At 63.1% G+C, this 14,576-nt stretch carries 10 protein-coding genes; 8 read left to right on the forward strand and 2 right to left on the reverse strand.

Features of this window, described 5'->3' with window-relative positions; genetic code table 11:
• Nucleotides 1–383: 383 nt before the first annotated feature.
• On the reverse strand, nt 384–2,048 hold the full coding sequence (recN, locus tag AB5Y53_RS14525; protein ID WP_368182383.1) for a DNA repair protein RecN: 1,665 nt from the start codon (nt 2,046–2,048) through the stop codon (nt 384–386).
• Between the two features lie 306 nt (nt 2,049–2,354).
• Between recN and AB5Y53_RS14530 the strand changes: the two genes are divergently transcribed.
• Nucleotides 2,355–3,512, forward strand: a complete 1,158-nt coding sequence (locus AB5Y53_RS14530; protein WP_368182385.1) for a GGDEF domain-containing protein — start codon at nt 2,355–2,357, stop codon at nt 3,510–3,512.
• A gap of 24 nt (nt 3,513–3,536) precedes the next feature.
• Here AB5Y53_RS14530 and nadK read toward each other — a convergent pair whose 3' ends face one another.
• Nucleotides 3,537–4,421, reverse strand: coding sequence for an NAD(+) kinase (gene nadK / locus AB5Y53_RS14535; protein ID WP_010673644.1), 885 nt, complete (start codon nt 4,419–4,421; stop codon nt 3,537–3,539).
• A 263-nt stretch (nt 4,422–4,684) separates the two neighbouring features.
• Between nadK and grpE the strand changes: the two genes are divergently transcribed.
• The 7 genes from grpE to AB5Y53_RS14570 all read left to right on the forward strand — a co-directional run bounded on the left by grpE (nt 4,685) and on the right by AB5Y53_RS14570 (nt 14,552).
• Nucleotides 4,685–5,260, forward strand: a complete 576-nt coding sequence (grpE, locus tag AB5Y53_RS14540; protein WP_029314044.1) for a nucleotide exchange factor GrpE — start codon at nt 4,685–4,687, stop codon at nt 5,258–5,260.
• 283 nt (nt 5,261–5,543) lie between these two features.
• Entirely contained in the window at nt 5,544–7,472 is a 1,929-nt protein-coding gene (gene dnaK, locus AB5Y53_RS14545; protein ID WP_201890228.1) for a molecular chaperone DnaK, read from the forward strand.
• Nucleotides 7,473–7,726: 254 nt separating this feature from the next.
• A complete protein-coding gene (gene dnaJ, locus AB5Y53_RS14550) occupies nt 7,727–8,863 on the forward strand; it encodes a molecular chaperone DnaJ (protein ID WP_010673647.1) in 1,137 nt (378 codons plus the stop codon).
• Nucleotides 8,864–9,126: 263 nt separating this feature from the next.
• Nucleotides 9,127–10,617: a carbohydrate porin gene (locus AB5Y53_RS14555; RefSeq protein WP_368182387.1), complete on the forward strand. Its 1,491-nt coding sequence runs from the start codon at nt 9,127–9,129 to the stop codon at nt 10,615–10,617.
• Nucleotides 10,618–10,732: 115 nt separating this feature from the next.
• Nucleotides 10,733–11,689: an aminoimidazole riboside kinase gene (locus tag AB5Y53_RS14560; protein ID WP_368182455.1), complete on the forward strand. Its 957-nt coding sequence runs from the start codon at nt 10,733–10,735 to the stop codon at nt 11,687–11,689.
• A gap of 83 nt (nt 11,690–11,772) precedes the next feature.
• Complete coding sequence (locus AB5Y53_RS14565; protein WP_103828889.1) at nt 11,773–13,137, forward strand: sucrose-specific PTS transporter subunit IIBC; 1,365 nt, start codon at nt 11,773–11,775, stop codon at nt 13,135–13,137.
• On the forward strand, nt 13,137–14,552 hold the full coding sequence (locus tag AB5Y53_RS14570; RefSeq protein ID WP_368182389.1) for a glycoside hydrolase family 32 protein: 1,416 nt from the start codon (nt 13,137–13,139) through the stop codon (nt 14,550–14,552). Before AB5Y53_RS14565 ends, AB5Y53_RS14570 begins: the two co-directional genes overlap by 1 nt.
• The last annotated feature ends 24 nt before the right edge of the window (nt 14,553–14,576 follow it).

The raw sequence follows: 14,576 nt of genomic DNA on the forward strand, positions 1-14,576 counted from the left end.
GTGTGTTTGCATCAAGCGTCACCTTCTGTCGATGGCAACTGAAGGTACCGAGTCCGTTTACATCATCATAACAGACTGAGTTGAATGGAAAATGAAGGGATGGGTCCGTTCGATATATGAATGAGTGCAACGAAGATGAGTGGCGTTCTGACCATGGCGATGGAAGCCCGACTGGGTGATGACCAGGCTGACAGGCTCAGATTGAGCATCAAGACACGTGCCGCGGATTAGCCAGGGCGGCCCCTCTTTCTTGCTTGCGGTTCACGGCATCGGTCAACCAGGCCGGCGCCGTCGGCAAGAGGCTTCAACTGGCCAGCGCGATGATGGCACGGTCAATCTAAAAGGGGCGACATGGACGGGAGGATGTCCCGCCCGCCCCGTGGTCAGCTTGCGAGCAACTCACGGGCATTGGCCAGGGTGTTGTCGGTGATCTGATCGCCCCCCAACAGGCGGGCCAGTTCGTTGAGCCGGGCGTCCGGGGTGAGCGCCTGCATCTGGGTTTCCGTTGTCTTGCCGTCGGTGTGTTTGCTCACCACCATGTGCTGGTGACCCTTGCCTGCCACCTGGGGCAGGTGGGTGACCACCATCACCTGGGTGGATTCGCCGAGCTGGCGCAACAGGCGGCCCACCACGGCGGCGGTCGGGCCGCTGATCCCCACATCCACTTCGTCGAAGATAAGGGTCGGGGTTGAGATCTTGCGTGCACTGATCACCACGATGGCGAGGCTGATACGCGACAGCTCGCCGCCGGAAGCCACCTTGCCAAGGGGTTGGATGGGCTGACCCGGGTTGGTGGTGACCATGAACTCCACCCGATCGATGCCAAGGGGCGAGAGGCTGCTCTGGGCATCGGGTCGCACCTCGATGGCGAAGCGGCCATCGGGCATCGCCAGTTCGTGCATGCTGGCGCTTACCTTGGCGCCCAGCTCCTCGGCATAGCGCTGGCGGCTCTGGCTCAGGGCCTCGGCGGCCTGCACGAAGGCCTGGCGGGCCGAGGCCAGCTCGTCCTCCATCCCCTCGAGGCGCTCCTCGTCGGAGTGCAGGCGTGCGAGGTCGCTGGCCAGCTCCTGATGGTAGTGGGCCAGCTCCGCCGGTTTGACATGGTGCTTGCGTGCCAGGTTGATGGCCTTGGAGAGGCGGCTCTCCAGCTCGTTGAAGCGCTCTGGATCCAGTTCCAGCCGGTCGAGATAGCTGCGCAGCTCGCTGTGGCTCTCCTGTACGCCGATCAGGGCTTCGTTGAGCATGCCGAGCACGTTGCCAAGCCGGCTGTCCATGCCGACCAGGGTCTCGGCCCTGTCCACGGCCGTCTGCAGCAGACCGGCGATGGTGGTCTCTTCATTGTCATAGAGCAGATCGAGGCAATACCCGCACTCCTGCATCAGCTCGGTGCCATTGGCGAGCCGCTGATGCTCCTCTTCAATCTCTTCAAACTCCCCCGGCTGAAGGGCAAATTCGTCCAGCTCCTGCACCTGGTATTCGATGAGTTGACGGCGGGCTTCCCGCTGCTGCTGCTCGGCCTTGAGCCGGTTGAGCTCGTTTTGCAACTGGCGCCACTGCTGGTAGTGACGGCGAACATCGTCGAGGAGCAAATGATGACCGGCGTAGCCGTCCAGCAGGGCGAGCTGGTAATCGGGTTTGAGCAGCATCTGGTGAGCGTGCTGACCGTGGACATTGACCAGCAGTTGACCCAGGTTCCTGAGCTGGGCGAGGGGGACGGGAACCCCGTTGATATAGCTGCGAGAGCGCCCCTCGGCAGACAGTACCCGCCGGACGATGCACTCACCGTCATTTTCAAGCTCGTTGGTGGCGAGCCAGGCCCGGGCGGCAGGATTACCCTCCAGCAGGAAGCGGGCACTCACCTCGGTCTTGTCGCTGCCCGGGCGCACCATGCTGGCTTCGGCGCGCTCCCCCAGGCACAGCCCCAGAGCATCGATGGCGATGGATTTGCCCGCCCCGGTCTCCCCGGTGATGCAGGTCATCCCCGGTTGCAGATCGAGCTCGAGAAACTTGACGATGGCGAAGTTGTTGACGGTCAGCTGGGTCAGCATGGTCTCATCCTGTATGGGTCAACATTACTGTGTATGCATCCAGTATATACTGGTCTTATATACAGTAAAGTGGGCAGGGAGGATTTTTGCGAAACAGGGGGAGGGCAAGGGTGTCAAGGCCGCGGCATGGGTGTGACGCCGATCAGATGGCCTGCAAAATCAACCTGCGTACCTGGCATGGGCTGAGGCGATGCGAGAAGCCACCTTGAGGCGCTCTCTTGTGGTGAGTGGCTGGCTGAGACACACTCGAAACAGTCCTGGTTGAGCCTGGGCTGTGCACAGACCTCTTCGCAAGGATGCGTCACGATGATCCATACCCCGACCCTGCTGCTGATCTCCCTGGCAATCAACCTGATGTCGGGGCTGATCATGCTGTTCATCCACTCCCTGAAGCCAGGTCGAGGCAACTTTCTGTACTGGTCCCTCTCCGCTTTTCTCTTCTCCCTCTCCATCCTGCTGGTCAGTCTGGGGGTGTTGGGCGGCCATCCGGCGCTGGGCATCCGGGTCGGCGGCCTGGTCTCGCTCATGAGCATCCTGCTGTTGCTCGCCGGTTTTTGTGCGCTTTACGAGCGCGCATGGCATCCCCGTGCCGTGGGGGGAGGCGTGGCGGTGTTGCTGCTGCTCTATCTGGGACTGTCCAGCCTCGCCCCCGTGCGCATTGTGTTGGCTCTGATGGAATCGATGTTGTACCTGTGGTGCGCCTGCCTCATCGTCTCTCTCGGCCGGCAACAGAAGCGGGTGCTCCATGCGGTGGCGCTCATTTACCTGCTGCATTTCACCATCCTGCTGAGCCAGGGAGGGCTGCTCTTGCTGGGAGTCGAAGAGCGGATGGGGGACGGAGGTTGGCTCGATCTCATCTTCTTCATGCACATGGTGCTGACCATCGGCTCGGTGTTGTTGCTGCCTCTGGTGGCCTATGTGGAGACGGAGGAGGCATTGCTGGCGCTCTCGGAGCGGGATCCCCTCACCGGGGTGCTCAATCGGCGCGGCCTCTTCAGGCACGGAGAGGGTACTACGCCTGGCCAGACGCGCTGCGTGGTGGTCCTGGACATCGATCACTTCAAGCGGGTCAACGACCAGTTTGGTCACGGCTGCGGGGATGAAGTCATTCGCTATGTGGCCGGGGTGCTGGTGGCCGAGGTACGCAAGGATGATCTGGTGGGGCGCATTGGTGGCGAGGAGTTCGCCATCATCATGGGGGGCGTGAGCGGCCAGATGGCCCGCGACATCTGTGATCGGATCCGCCGCCAGATAGAGACGGGCTCCCGGCAGGGGGCTTGCCTGCCGTGCGAGGGGGTTACGGTGAGCATGGGGGTTGTGTGCGCCAGTGCCGAGGCTGACCTGGCACTGATGCTGACCAAAGCCGATGCTGCCATGTACCGGGTGAAGGAAGCGGGGAGAAACGGGGTGCATCTGGCATTCGAGCCGGCACTGCCTCGGCTGGTCGAAAGCAGCGAGGGGTAGACCCTCGCCACCGGTGTTGCCTGGCTAGAAGAGTTTGCTGCCCCAACCGAGCTTGTTGCGCAGCACGTGGAAGTAGCTGTAATCCAGCGGATGCACCAGATGAAGCTTGTGGCTGCTCTTCTTGATGAGGATCTCGTCCCCCGGGTGGACCGCCAGGGTGACCTGGCCGTCGCAGCTCACCTGCATGGCGTCGTCCTGGTTGTCCGGCGAGACCAGCAGCCGCACTTCGCTGTCCGCATCCAGCACGATGGGGCGGCTGCTCAGGGTATGCGGGAACATGGGCACCAGCGTGATGGCGTTGAGTTTGGGGGTGAGAATGGCGCCCCCTGCCGACAGGGAGTAGGCGGTGGAGCCGGTGGGTGTCGCCACTATGATGCCGTCCGAGCGCTGGCTGTACATGAAGCTGCCGTCGATGTAGACCTCGAATTCGATCATGTGGGCGATCTTGCCCGGGTGAAGCACCGCCTCGTTGACCGCGAGGTTGCTCGACTTGCGCTCCCCGTGGCGATAGACGGCGGCCTCCAGCAGGAAGCGATGCTCGCTCTTGAAGTGACCCGAGAGCACCTGCTCCAGGGGCAGCAGATAATCCTGGGGCGAGAGATCGGTCAGGAAGCCGAGGTTGCCCCGGTTCACCCCGATCACCGCCACATCGAACCGTGACAGCACCCGGGCGGCCCCCAGCATGTTGCCGTCACCGCCGACGACGATGGCGAGATCCGCCTGCTCGCCGAGCTGCACCAGATCCATCACGTTCTCCCCGAGCAGCCCCAGGGTATGGGCCACCCGGCTCTCCAGCAGCACGCGAAAGCCGCGGCTGGTCAGGTACTGGTACAGGCCGGTCAGGGTCTGGTTGGCCCCCTCGTGATGGGGCTTGCCGATGAGGGCAACGGTTTTGAACGGAGAATCCATAGGTTATCGGGTCTGGGAGAGTCTTGGGGGGAGTATACCGCGCTTTGCCGGGGATTTGTCTGCCTCCGTGGCGGTTGGTGCAATCGGCCCCGAAAAGGGGCTGCCTGGCACGCGGATGGGCGCCATTGTGCCCGATCTGCCCTTTTCCCCTTGAAAGCCGGGGCTGTGTCCCCATAATAGCGCCAACACAGGGTCTGCTGGCGCGTGTCGCTTGTCTGAACGCCAGCCACCCTCACACGCAACCCCTGAATATTGGAGATGTCATGAGCCACGAAGAACAAAAGGTTGAAGCGATGGAGCAAGTGGAAGCCCAGCCAGTCGAGCCGACCGATGTAGACAGTGAAGTGACAGCCGAGCAGGCCCGCATCGCCGAGCTGGAGGCCCAGCTGGAGGCGGCCCAGCAGGCTTCCCTGGAAGAGCGCGAGCGCGCCATTCGCGCCGTCGCCGAGATGGAGAACCTGCGTCGCCGTGCCGCTCAGGACGTGGAGAAAGCCCACAAGTTTGCACTGGAGAAGTTCGCCGCAGAGCTCTTGCCGGTGCTGGACAACCTGGAGCGCGCCATCGAGCTGGCGGACAAGGAGAACGACACCCTCAAGCCGATGATTGAAGGGGTCGAGCTGACCCTGAAATCCATGCAGAGCGGCGTGGCCAAGTTTGGCCTGGTGGCGCTGGACCCGACCAACCAGCCGTTCGACCCCAATGCCCACCAGGCCATGAGCATGGTGCCCAGTGCCGACGTGGCGCCGAACACAGTGATCGCCGTGATGCAGAAGGGCTACGAGCTCAATGGCCGCGTCATCCGCCCGGCCATGGTGATGGTCTCCAAGTCCGCTGACTGATCACGCTGTTCTCACCAAGCCCGCCGCTTGGCGGGCTTTTTGTTGGATGTGGCGCCAAAAGACGTGTCTGGCGTCATTTGGCTGTCAGGTGGCCTGTATGGAGGTTTTTTCAGGGCCGGACTTGAAGCGCCGACTTGAGACCCCATATAGGTTGCAAGGCCACGGCGGCACAAAAAATTTGATGCCGGGAGCTTGAAAGCCACAGTGGCAGGCCCCACCTAGCCGTTAACGTATCAAGGCGAGCCCCTCGCCAGTTTATTCAAAGTATTTGGAGATTCGTCAAATGGGTAAAATCATCGGTATTGACCTGGGTACTACCAACTCCTGCGTCGCTATTCTGGATGGCGACCATGCTCGCGTGATCGAGAACGCGGAAGGCGACCGTACTACTCCGTCCATCATTGCCTATGCCGATGACGGCGAAATCCTGGTTGGTCAGCCGGCCAAGCGCCAAGCCATCACCAACCCGAAGAACACGCTGTTCGCCATCAAGCGTCTGATCGGCCGTCGTTTCGAAGATGACGAAGTACAACGTGACCTGAAAATCATGCCGTACGCCATCGCCAAGGCCGACAACGGTGACGCCTGGGTTGAAGTGAAAGGCAAGAAGATGGCACCGCCGCAGATCTCTGCCGAAGTGCTGAAAAAGATGAAGAAGACCGCCGAGGACTACCTGGGCGAGCCGGTGACCGAAGCCGTCATCACCGTACCGGCCTACTTCAACGACGCCCAGCGTCAGGCCACCAAGGATGCCGGTCGCATCGCCGGTCTGGACGTCAAGCGCATCATCAACGAACCGACTGCCGCGGCTTTCGCCTACGGCGTCAACAAGGTCAAGGGTGAGCGCAAGGTTGCCGTGTATGACTTAGGGGGCGGTACCTTCGATATCTCCATTATCGAGATCGACGAAGTCGAAGGGGAAACCACCTTCGAAGTACTGGCGACCAACGGTAACACCCACCTGGGTGGTGAAGACTTCGACAACCGCGTCATCAACTATCTGGTTGACGAGTTCAAGCGCGAGCAGGGCATCGACCTGCGCAACGACCAGCTGGCCCTGCAGCGTCTGAAAGATGCCGCCGAAAAAGCCAAGATCGAGCTCTCTTCTGCCCAGCAGACCGACGTCAACCTGCCGTACATCACTGCAGATGCCACCGGTCCGAAGCACATGAACATCAAGGTGACCCGCGCCAAGCTGGAATCCCTGGTGGAAGACATGGTGAAAGACTCCCTGGAGCCGGTTCGTGTCGCCCTGAAAGACTCCGGTCTGGCGGTTGGCGAGATCGACGACGTCATCCTGGTAGGCGGTCAGACCCGTATGCCGCTGGTTCAAAAGACCGTGGCCGACTTCTTCGGCAAAGAGCCGCGCAAAGACGTCAACCCGGACGAAGCCGTGGCCATGGGTGCTGCCATCCAGGGTGCCGTACTGTCCGGTGACAAGACCGACGTACTGCTGCTGGACGTGACTCCGCTCTCCCTGGGGATCGAGACCATGGGCAGCGTGATGACAGCGCTCATCGAGAAGAACACCACCATTCCGACCAAGAAGTCCCAGGTGTTCTCCACCGCCGAAGACAACCAGTCTGCCGTGACCATTCACGTGCTGCAGGGTGAGCGCAAGCGCGCCAGCGACAACAAGTCCCTGGGCCAGTTCAACCTGGAAGGCATCCGCCCGGCACCGCGCGGTCTGCCGCAGATCGAAGTGACCTTCGACATCGACGCCAACGGCATCCTGCACGTCTCCGCCAAAGACAAGGAGACCAACAAGGAGCAGAAGATCACCATCCAGGCCTCTTCCGGTCTGTCTGATGAGGAGATCGAACGCATGGTACGCGAAGCCGAAGCCAACGCGGCCGAGGACAAGAAGTTCGAAGAGCTGGTGCAGGCCCGCAACCAGGCTGACGGTCTGGTCCACTCCGTGCGCAAGCAGGTCACCGAAGCCGGTGAAGCCCTGCCTGCCGACGAGAAGACCAAGATCGAGACTGCCCTGAGCGAGCTGGAATCCGCCATCAAGGGTGACGACAAGGCTGCCATCGAAGCCAAGCAGCAAGCGCTGCTGGAAGCGTCCCAGAAGCTGATGGAAATTGCCCAGCAGCAGGCTCAGGCGCAAGGCGCCGCCGGTGCTGACGCCGGTCAGTCCTCCTCTTCTGCCAAGGCTGACGACGACGTGGTCGACGCCGAGTTCGAAGAAGTGAAAGACGACAAGAAGTAAGCCCGACCCGGATGGGCGAAGTCCGCTTCGCCCATCGGCTCAGAATCTGTTCACGGTCTGTCGCGAGAGGCCGTCAGCAAGGTAAAGAGCAGCGCAGGAACCGGAGCGTATAGATATACGTGAGGATTCCGAGCAGCACATGAGCCTTGATCACGGCTTCGTAGCAAGAGTGTGAGCAGATTCGTCAATGAATTTACGGGCGTTGGGTAACCAACGCCCGTCTGCGTAACTGCTGATATAGCAACAGGATGAGTATGTCGAAGCGCGATTTCTACGAAGTGCTCGGGGTGTCGAAAGGTGCCGACGAGCGCGAGATCAAGAAGGCGTACAAGCGTCTGGCCATGAAGTATCACCCGGATCGCAACCAGGGTGATGCCGGGGCTGAAGAGAAGTTCAAAGAGGTCAAGGAAGCCTACGAGGTCCTGACCGACGAGAACCTGCGTGCCCGTTATGACCAGTACGGTCATGCCGGGGTGGATCCGAGCCAGGGTGGCGGCCACGGCGGCTTTGGCGGTGGTGCCGATTTCGGCGACATCTTCGGCGACGTGTTTGGCGACATCTTCGGTGGTCGCGGGGGCGGTCGTCGCGGCCCGGCCCGTGGCGCCGACCTGCGCTACAACATGGAGCTGACGCTGGAAGAGGCGGTGCGCGGGGTCTCCAAGGAGATCAAGATCCCGACCCAGGTCCACTGCGAAGTGTGCAACGGCTCCGGTGCCCATACCGGCAGCCAGGCCCAGACCTGCCCCACCTGCCACGGCTCCGGCCAGGTGCAGATGCGCCAGGGCTTCTTCGCGGTGCAGCAGCCCTGCCCCCACTGTCACGGTCGCGGCAAGATCATCAAGGATCCGTGCCGCAAGTGCCATGGGGAAGGGCGCTATCAGAAGACCAAGACCCTGTCGGTCAAGATCCCGGCCGGGGTCGATACCGGGGATCGCATCCGTCTCTCCGGCGAAGGGGAAGCGGGGGAAACCGGCGCATCGGCGGGGGATCTCTACGTACAGGTTCACGTGCGCGAGCACGAGATCTTCGTCCGTGACGGCAACGACCTCTACTGCGAAGTGCCCATCAGCTTCACCACGGCGGCGCTCGGCGGCGAGATTGAAGTGCCGACCCTGGATGGCCGGGTCAAGCTCAAGGTGACCCCGGAGACCCAGACCGGCAAGCTGTTCCGCCTGCGGGGCAAGGGCGTCAAGTCCGTGCGCTCCGGCCAGGTGGGGGATCTGATGTGCAAGGTGGTGATCGAGACTCCGGTCAAGCTGACCGAGACCCAGAAAGATCTGCTGCGCCAGCTGGACGACTCCTTCAGCGGCGCTGCTGCCAAGACCCACAAGCCGAAATCCGAGGGCTTCTTCGAAGGGGTGAAACGCTTCTTCGATGACCTGACCAAATAAACGCGACCCGCGTTACCCAAGCCGGCACGGATGTGCCGGCTTTTTTTTGCCCGCCATCTGGCCTGGATCCCCCCTTATTGAGTGGATCCCGATGAGAGATCTTCCTCACAACTTCCGCCAATTCCTGCTGTACGAATGTTATCCCGCTCACATTGCAGCTGAAACGGTTTAGCTGGCATGTTGAGTTGGCTAAATTGGTTTAGCTATGCTCTTGTCGTCGATAACAACAGGCCCGACCGGGCAACAGATGACAGGTGAGGACGATGACGATGTGCAAGAACAAGTTGGCGCTTGCGGTAGCGCTGGGATTGGGGATGAGCAGCCCGCTGTGGGCGGCGGATGGCGGTATCGAGGCTCGTCTGGCGGCGCTGGAGGCGCGGGTGCAGGCGGCCGAGGCGCGTGCCACCGCTGCCGAAGCGCGGGCCGATGAGGCCCAGAGCAAGGCAAACGAAGCCCGCGAAACGGCCGTGGTGGCCAAGGCCCAGAGCGAGAAGGTGGACAAGCAGACCGCCGGGGCCCAGGGTTTCGAGTTCCACGGTTATGCCCGCTCGGGCCTGCTGGTCAACGGCAACGGCAACGGGGGCCGCGGCGGCCCCTACATCACCCCGGCCGGCTCGGTGGGCGGCGCCGTGGGTCGCCTTGGCAACGAGGATGACACCTACATGGAGGCCAATCTGCTGAAGACCCAGACCTTCGCCGATGGCAGCTGGGCCCGTTACAAGCTGATGCTGGCGGACGGGGTGGAGACCAGCAACGACTGGACCGCCAGCGATTCGAGCCTCAACACCCGTCAGGTGTTTGCCGAGCTCGGCAATCTGGCGAGCTTCGACGGCCCCTTCAAGAATGCGGTGCTGTGGGCGGGCAAGCGCTTTGACCGCGACAACTTCGACATCCACTGGCTCGACTCGGACGTGGTGTTCCTGGCAGGCACCGGCGGCGGTGTCTACGACGTGCAGCTGGCCGACAGCTGGAAGGCCAACTTCTCTCTCTATGGGCGCGACTACGGCGACATCAGCGCCAGCGGTCTCTCCGACATCGAGAGCTACATCCTCACCATGAACAACCGCGTTGGCAACTGGCAGTGGATGCTGAACGGCCTCTCCGCCAAGGACAACGAGACCCGCATCAACGATGGCGGCGCGGGCAGCGAAGCGGCGAACAAGGGGGCGCATACCCTGCTGGCCTATCACGCCGACAGCTTCTTTGGCATCAACCCCGGTTTCTCCAAGGCGGCGGTGCTGTATGGCCATGGCCTGGGTGCCGAGCTCAAGGGGCTGGGCTCCGACAGCGAGCTGCTGCCGGACGCCGATGCGGTGCGGGTCGCCGTGTTTGGCGCCACCGATCTTGCGCCCCGCTGGCGTGTGGCCCCGGCCCTGCTGGCCGAGCACAGCCAGGATCGTTACGTGAAGGGGGACGAGTACCGCTGGGTGACCCTCAATGGCCGGCTGGCCCAGGTGCTGAGCCAGAACGTCGAGCTGGTCTACGAGGCGACCTGGCAGTACATGGATCTCGATCCCAAGGGTTACAAGGGTCGCCAGGCGGTGAGCGGCGACTTCACCAAGCTCACCTTCGCGCCGACCTTCAAGGCGCAGACCGCCGGTTTCTTCGAGCGGCCCGAGCTTCGGGTGTTTGCCACCTGGATGGACTGGTCTTCCGAGCTCGACCACTACGCCAGCAACGATGCCATGGGCCAGAGCAACTTCACCGCCGGCGGCGAGTGGAACTTTGGCGTGCAGATGGAAACCTGGTTCTAGTTCGTTATCCCGATCACAAAAATGGCAGTCGATGCCGGGATCTGTTGGTTGGCTAAAACGGTTTAGCTGATAATGCCAACCAACAGAACAGAGTCCGGGTTTGGCAGTCGATCCGATGCAGCAGTGGAGTAGCAAGGTGACGAATCGTGTGTGGGTAATGGGGGATGCAGTGGTGGACTTGATCCCGGAAGGGGAGCAGCACTACCTCCAGTGTCCGGGTGGCGCACCGGCTAATGTGGCGGTGGGCGTGGCGCGGCTTGGCGGTGAGGCAGCCTTTATCGGCCGAGTCGGCGATGATCCCTTTGGCCGCTTCATGGCCAAGACCCTGAGTGGGGAGGGGGTGGATATCGCTGCGCTGAGGCTCGATCCTGACCATCGCACCTCTACCGTGCTGGTGGCACTGGATGAAGAGGGGGAGCGCAGCTTCACCTTCATGGTGCGCCCCAGTGCCGACCAGTTCCTCACCCCGAATGAGTTGCCCCGCTTCGACGCCGGTCAGTGGCTGCTGACCTGCTCCATTGCGCTCGCCAACGAGCCGGTGCGCACCAGCTGCCTGCAGGCCATGGCGGCCATCAAGGCGGCCGGGGGACGGGTCTGCTTCGACCCCAACCTGCGCCCCGAGGTGTGGGGCAACCCGGCCGAGATGCTTCCCGTGGTGCGCGAAGCCATCGCGAAGGCGGATGTGGTCAAGCTGTCGGTGGAGGAGCTGCAGCTGCTGAGCGGTCTGGACGATCTGGCGGCGGGGCTCGCCACCATGGCGGGGCCGGCGCTGGTGCTGGTGACCCGGGGGGCGGCCGGTGTGGTGGCCCGTCTGGGTGGCGAGCAGCTGGAGTGGGTAGGGCCGAAAGTGACCCCGCTCGACACCACGGGGGCGGGGGACGCCTTCGTCGCCGGGCTGCTGGCGGCCTTGGCCGAACGGACCTCGCTGCCGACGCTGGCCGAGCTGCCCGCCATTCTGGCCCAGGCCCACGGCTGCGGGGCGCTCGCCACCACGGCCAAGGGGGCGATGACGGCGCTGCCGACCCGCTCCGAACTGGATGCCTTTTTGCGATCAGGCGCAAGCGGCTGTTGATCCGCGGCTAGAAGCCCGGCTCGACAGCCCCTACTCTCATGTGACAAGGGCCCGCCAGCGTGGCGGGTCATAAGAGGAAGAATATGAATATCAGTGCGATAGCCAAGGATCTGGTGCCCCTGCTCGGGGGCAGGGAGAACATCGTCAGCGCCGCCCACTGTGCCACCCGGCTGCGGCTGGTGCTGGCGGACGACAGCAAGGTGAACAAGGCCGCCATCGACAAGCTGGAGGGGGTCAAGGGGTGCTTCAGCAACGCGGGCCAGATCCAGGTGATCTTCGGCACCGGTCTGGTCAACAAGGTCTATGCGGAGTTCGTGGCGCTGACCGGTACCGGCACCGCCAGCAAGGCAGAGCTGACCGACATGGCGACGGCCAAGCTCAATGTGGCCCAGCGGCTGGCGCGGACCCTCTCCAACATCTTCGTGCCGATCATTCCGGCCATCGTCGCCTCGGGCTTGCTGATGGGTCTGCTCGGCATGGTGCGCACCTACGGCTGGGTCAATGCCGACAGCGCCCTGTTTGTGATGCTCGACATGTTCAGCTCGGCAGCCTTCATCATACTGCCGATCCTCATCGGCTTTACGGCGGCGCGGGAGTTTGGCGGCAATCCGTACCTCGGGGCAACCCTCGGCGGCATTCTCACCCACCCGGCGCTGACCAACGCCTGGGGGGTGGCCGGTGGCTTCAAGACCATGGACTTCTTCGGGCTGGACGTGGCCATGATCGGCTATCAGGGCACCGTCTTCCCGGTGCTCTTGGCGGTCTGGTTCATGTCCCACCTGGAGAAACAGCTGAGAAGGCGCATCCCTGATGCGCTGGATCTGATCCTCACCCCGTTTTTGACCGTCATCATCACCGGCTTCGTGGCACTGCTCTTCATCGGCCCCGCCGGGCGGGTGCTGGGGGATGGCATCTCGTTCGGTCTGAGCGCGCTTTATGAGCAGGCGGGCTGGCTGGCGGGGCTGGTGTTCGGCGGCACCTATTCACTGATCGTCATTACCGGCATCCACCACAGCTTCCACGCCATCGAGGCGGGGCTGCTGGCCAATCCGCAAATTGGCGTCAACTTCCTGCTGCCCATCTGGGCCATGGCCAACGTGGCCCAGGGGGGGGCTTGTCTCGCGGTCTACTTCAAGACTCGCGACGTGAAGATCAAGGCCATTACCGTGCCGGCGGCCATGTCCTGCCTGCTGGGTATCACCGAGGCTGCCATCTTCGGCGTCAACCTGCGCTACATCAAACCCTTCCTTGCCGGTCTGTTTGGCGGGGCCTGCGGCGGCGCCTACGTGGTGGCGGCCAAGGTGGGGATGACGGCGGTGGGGCTGACCGGTATTCCCGGCATGGCCATCGTCCAGCCCATGAGCCTCATTCACTACATCATCGGGCTGGTGATCGCCTTTGGTGCCGCCTTCGCAGCCTCCTACCTGCTCAAGTACAAGGTGGAGTGATGAAGGAAAGCCATCTCCTGAACCAGGTTGTCCGGTCCCTGCTGGCCGGACAGCTCAAGGCGGCGGCCGATCCCCATCGGCCCCGCTGGCATCTGGCGGCCCCGGTGGGGCTGCTCAACGACCCCAACGGCTTCATCGAGCACGGCGGGCGCTACCACCTCTTCTACCAGTGGAACCCGCTTGGCTGCGAGCACCGCAACAAGGGCTGGGGCCATGTCACCTCCACCGATCTGCTGCACTGGCAGCACGAACCGGTGGCGCTGCTGCCCACCGAGGAATATGAAAGCCACGGCTGCTATTCGGGCTCGGCGGTGAGCGACGAGCAGGGGTGCCTGACCCTCATCTATACCGGCAACGTCAAATACCCGGACGGCAGCCGCACCGCCTACCAGTGTCTGGCCCGTGCCGACGGTGAGGGGGGCTTTGCCAAGCTGGGACCCGTGCTGGACCTGCCCGCAGGCTACAGCGGCCATGTGCGCGACCCCAAGGTGTGGCACGACGGTCGGCAGTGGCTGATGGTGCTGGGGGCCCGCACCCTGGACGATCGGGGTGAGGTGCTGCTCTATCGCGGTGACACCCTGGATGCCTGGACGCTGGTGGGCCCCATCGCCGGCAGCGGGCGCGGCGGTCTCGGGGAGTTTGGCTACATGTGGGAGTGTCCGGATTTGTTTGCGCTTGGTGAGCGTCATGTGCTGATCAGCTGCCCGCAGGGGATTGCCTCGCAGGGAGAGGATTATCGCAACCTCTACCAGTGCGGCTGGCTGGCGGGTGACTTCGACGGGGCGCACTTCGCCCACGGGGCTTTCCACGAGCTGGACAGGGGATTCGAGTTCTATGCCCCCCAGACTACCCAGGACAGTCAGGGGCGGCGCCTGCTGTTCGGCTGGCTGGGCTTGCCGGAGGAGAACGAGATGAGCCAGCCCACTCTCGAGCACGGCTGGATCCACCAGATGAGCTGCCCGCGGGAGCTGTTCTGGCAGGATGAGTGGCTCTGCCAGCGGCCGGTGGCAGAGCTGGGCGCCCTGAAAGGGGAGCAGACCCGCTTCGAGGGGGCGCCGGGCGAGCTGCCTGCCCTGGCCATCGACTCGGCCTGGCTCGATCTGGCGCTGTGCGGTGAAGGGCGCCTCGGGTTCGGGGCCGTGGTCGAGCTGGTGTGGCAGCCGGGGCGTCTTGTGCTGCGCCGCCAGAACTGGCAGAGCGGGGAGTGGGAGGAGCGAAGCGCCCCCTGGCTTGGGGGCAAGATCACCGTCTTGTGTGACCGCTCCAGCCTGGAGTGCTTCGTCGATGGCGGGCGCCAGAGCTTGTCGACCCGTTACTTCCCCGGCGAAAACCCAGTACTTTCCGCACGTTGCGGTGGTGATGGCAGCAAAATTTGCCTCGATCACTGGCCGCTGGCGACCTGCCTAGTACAATAGCCCGGTATCAGTTTGCCGGGAGGT

It is taken from the genome of Aeromonas sp. R7-5 (assembly GCF_040908015.1).
Lineage (GTDB): Bacteria > Pseudomonadota > Gammaproteobacteria > Enterobacterales > Aeromonadaceae > Aeromonas > Aeromonas caviae.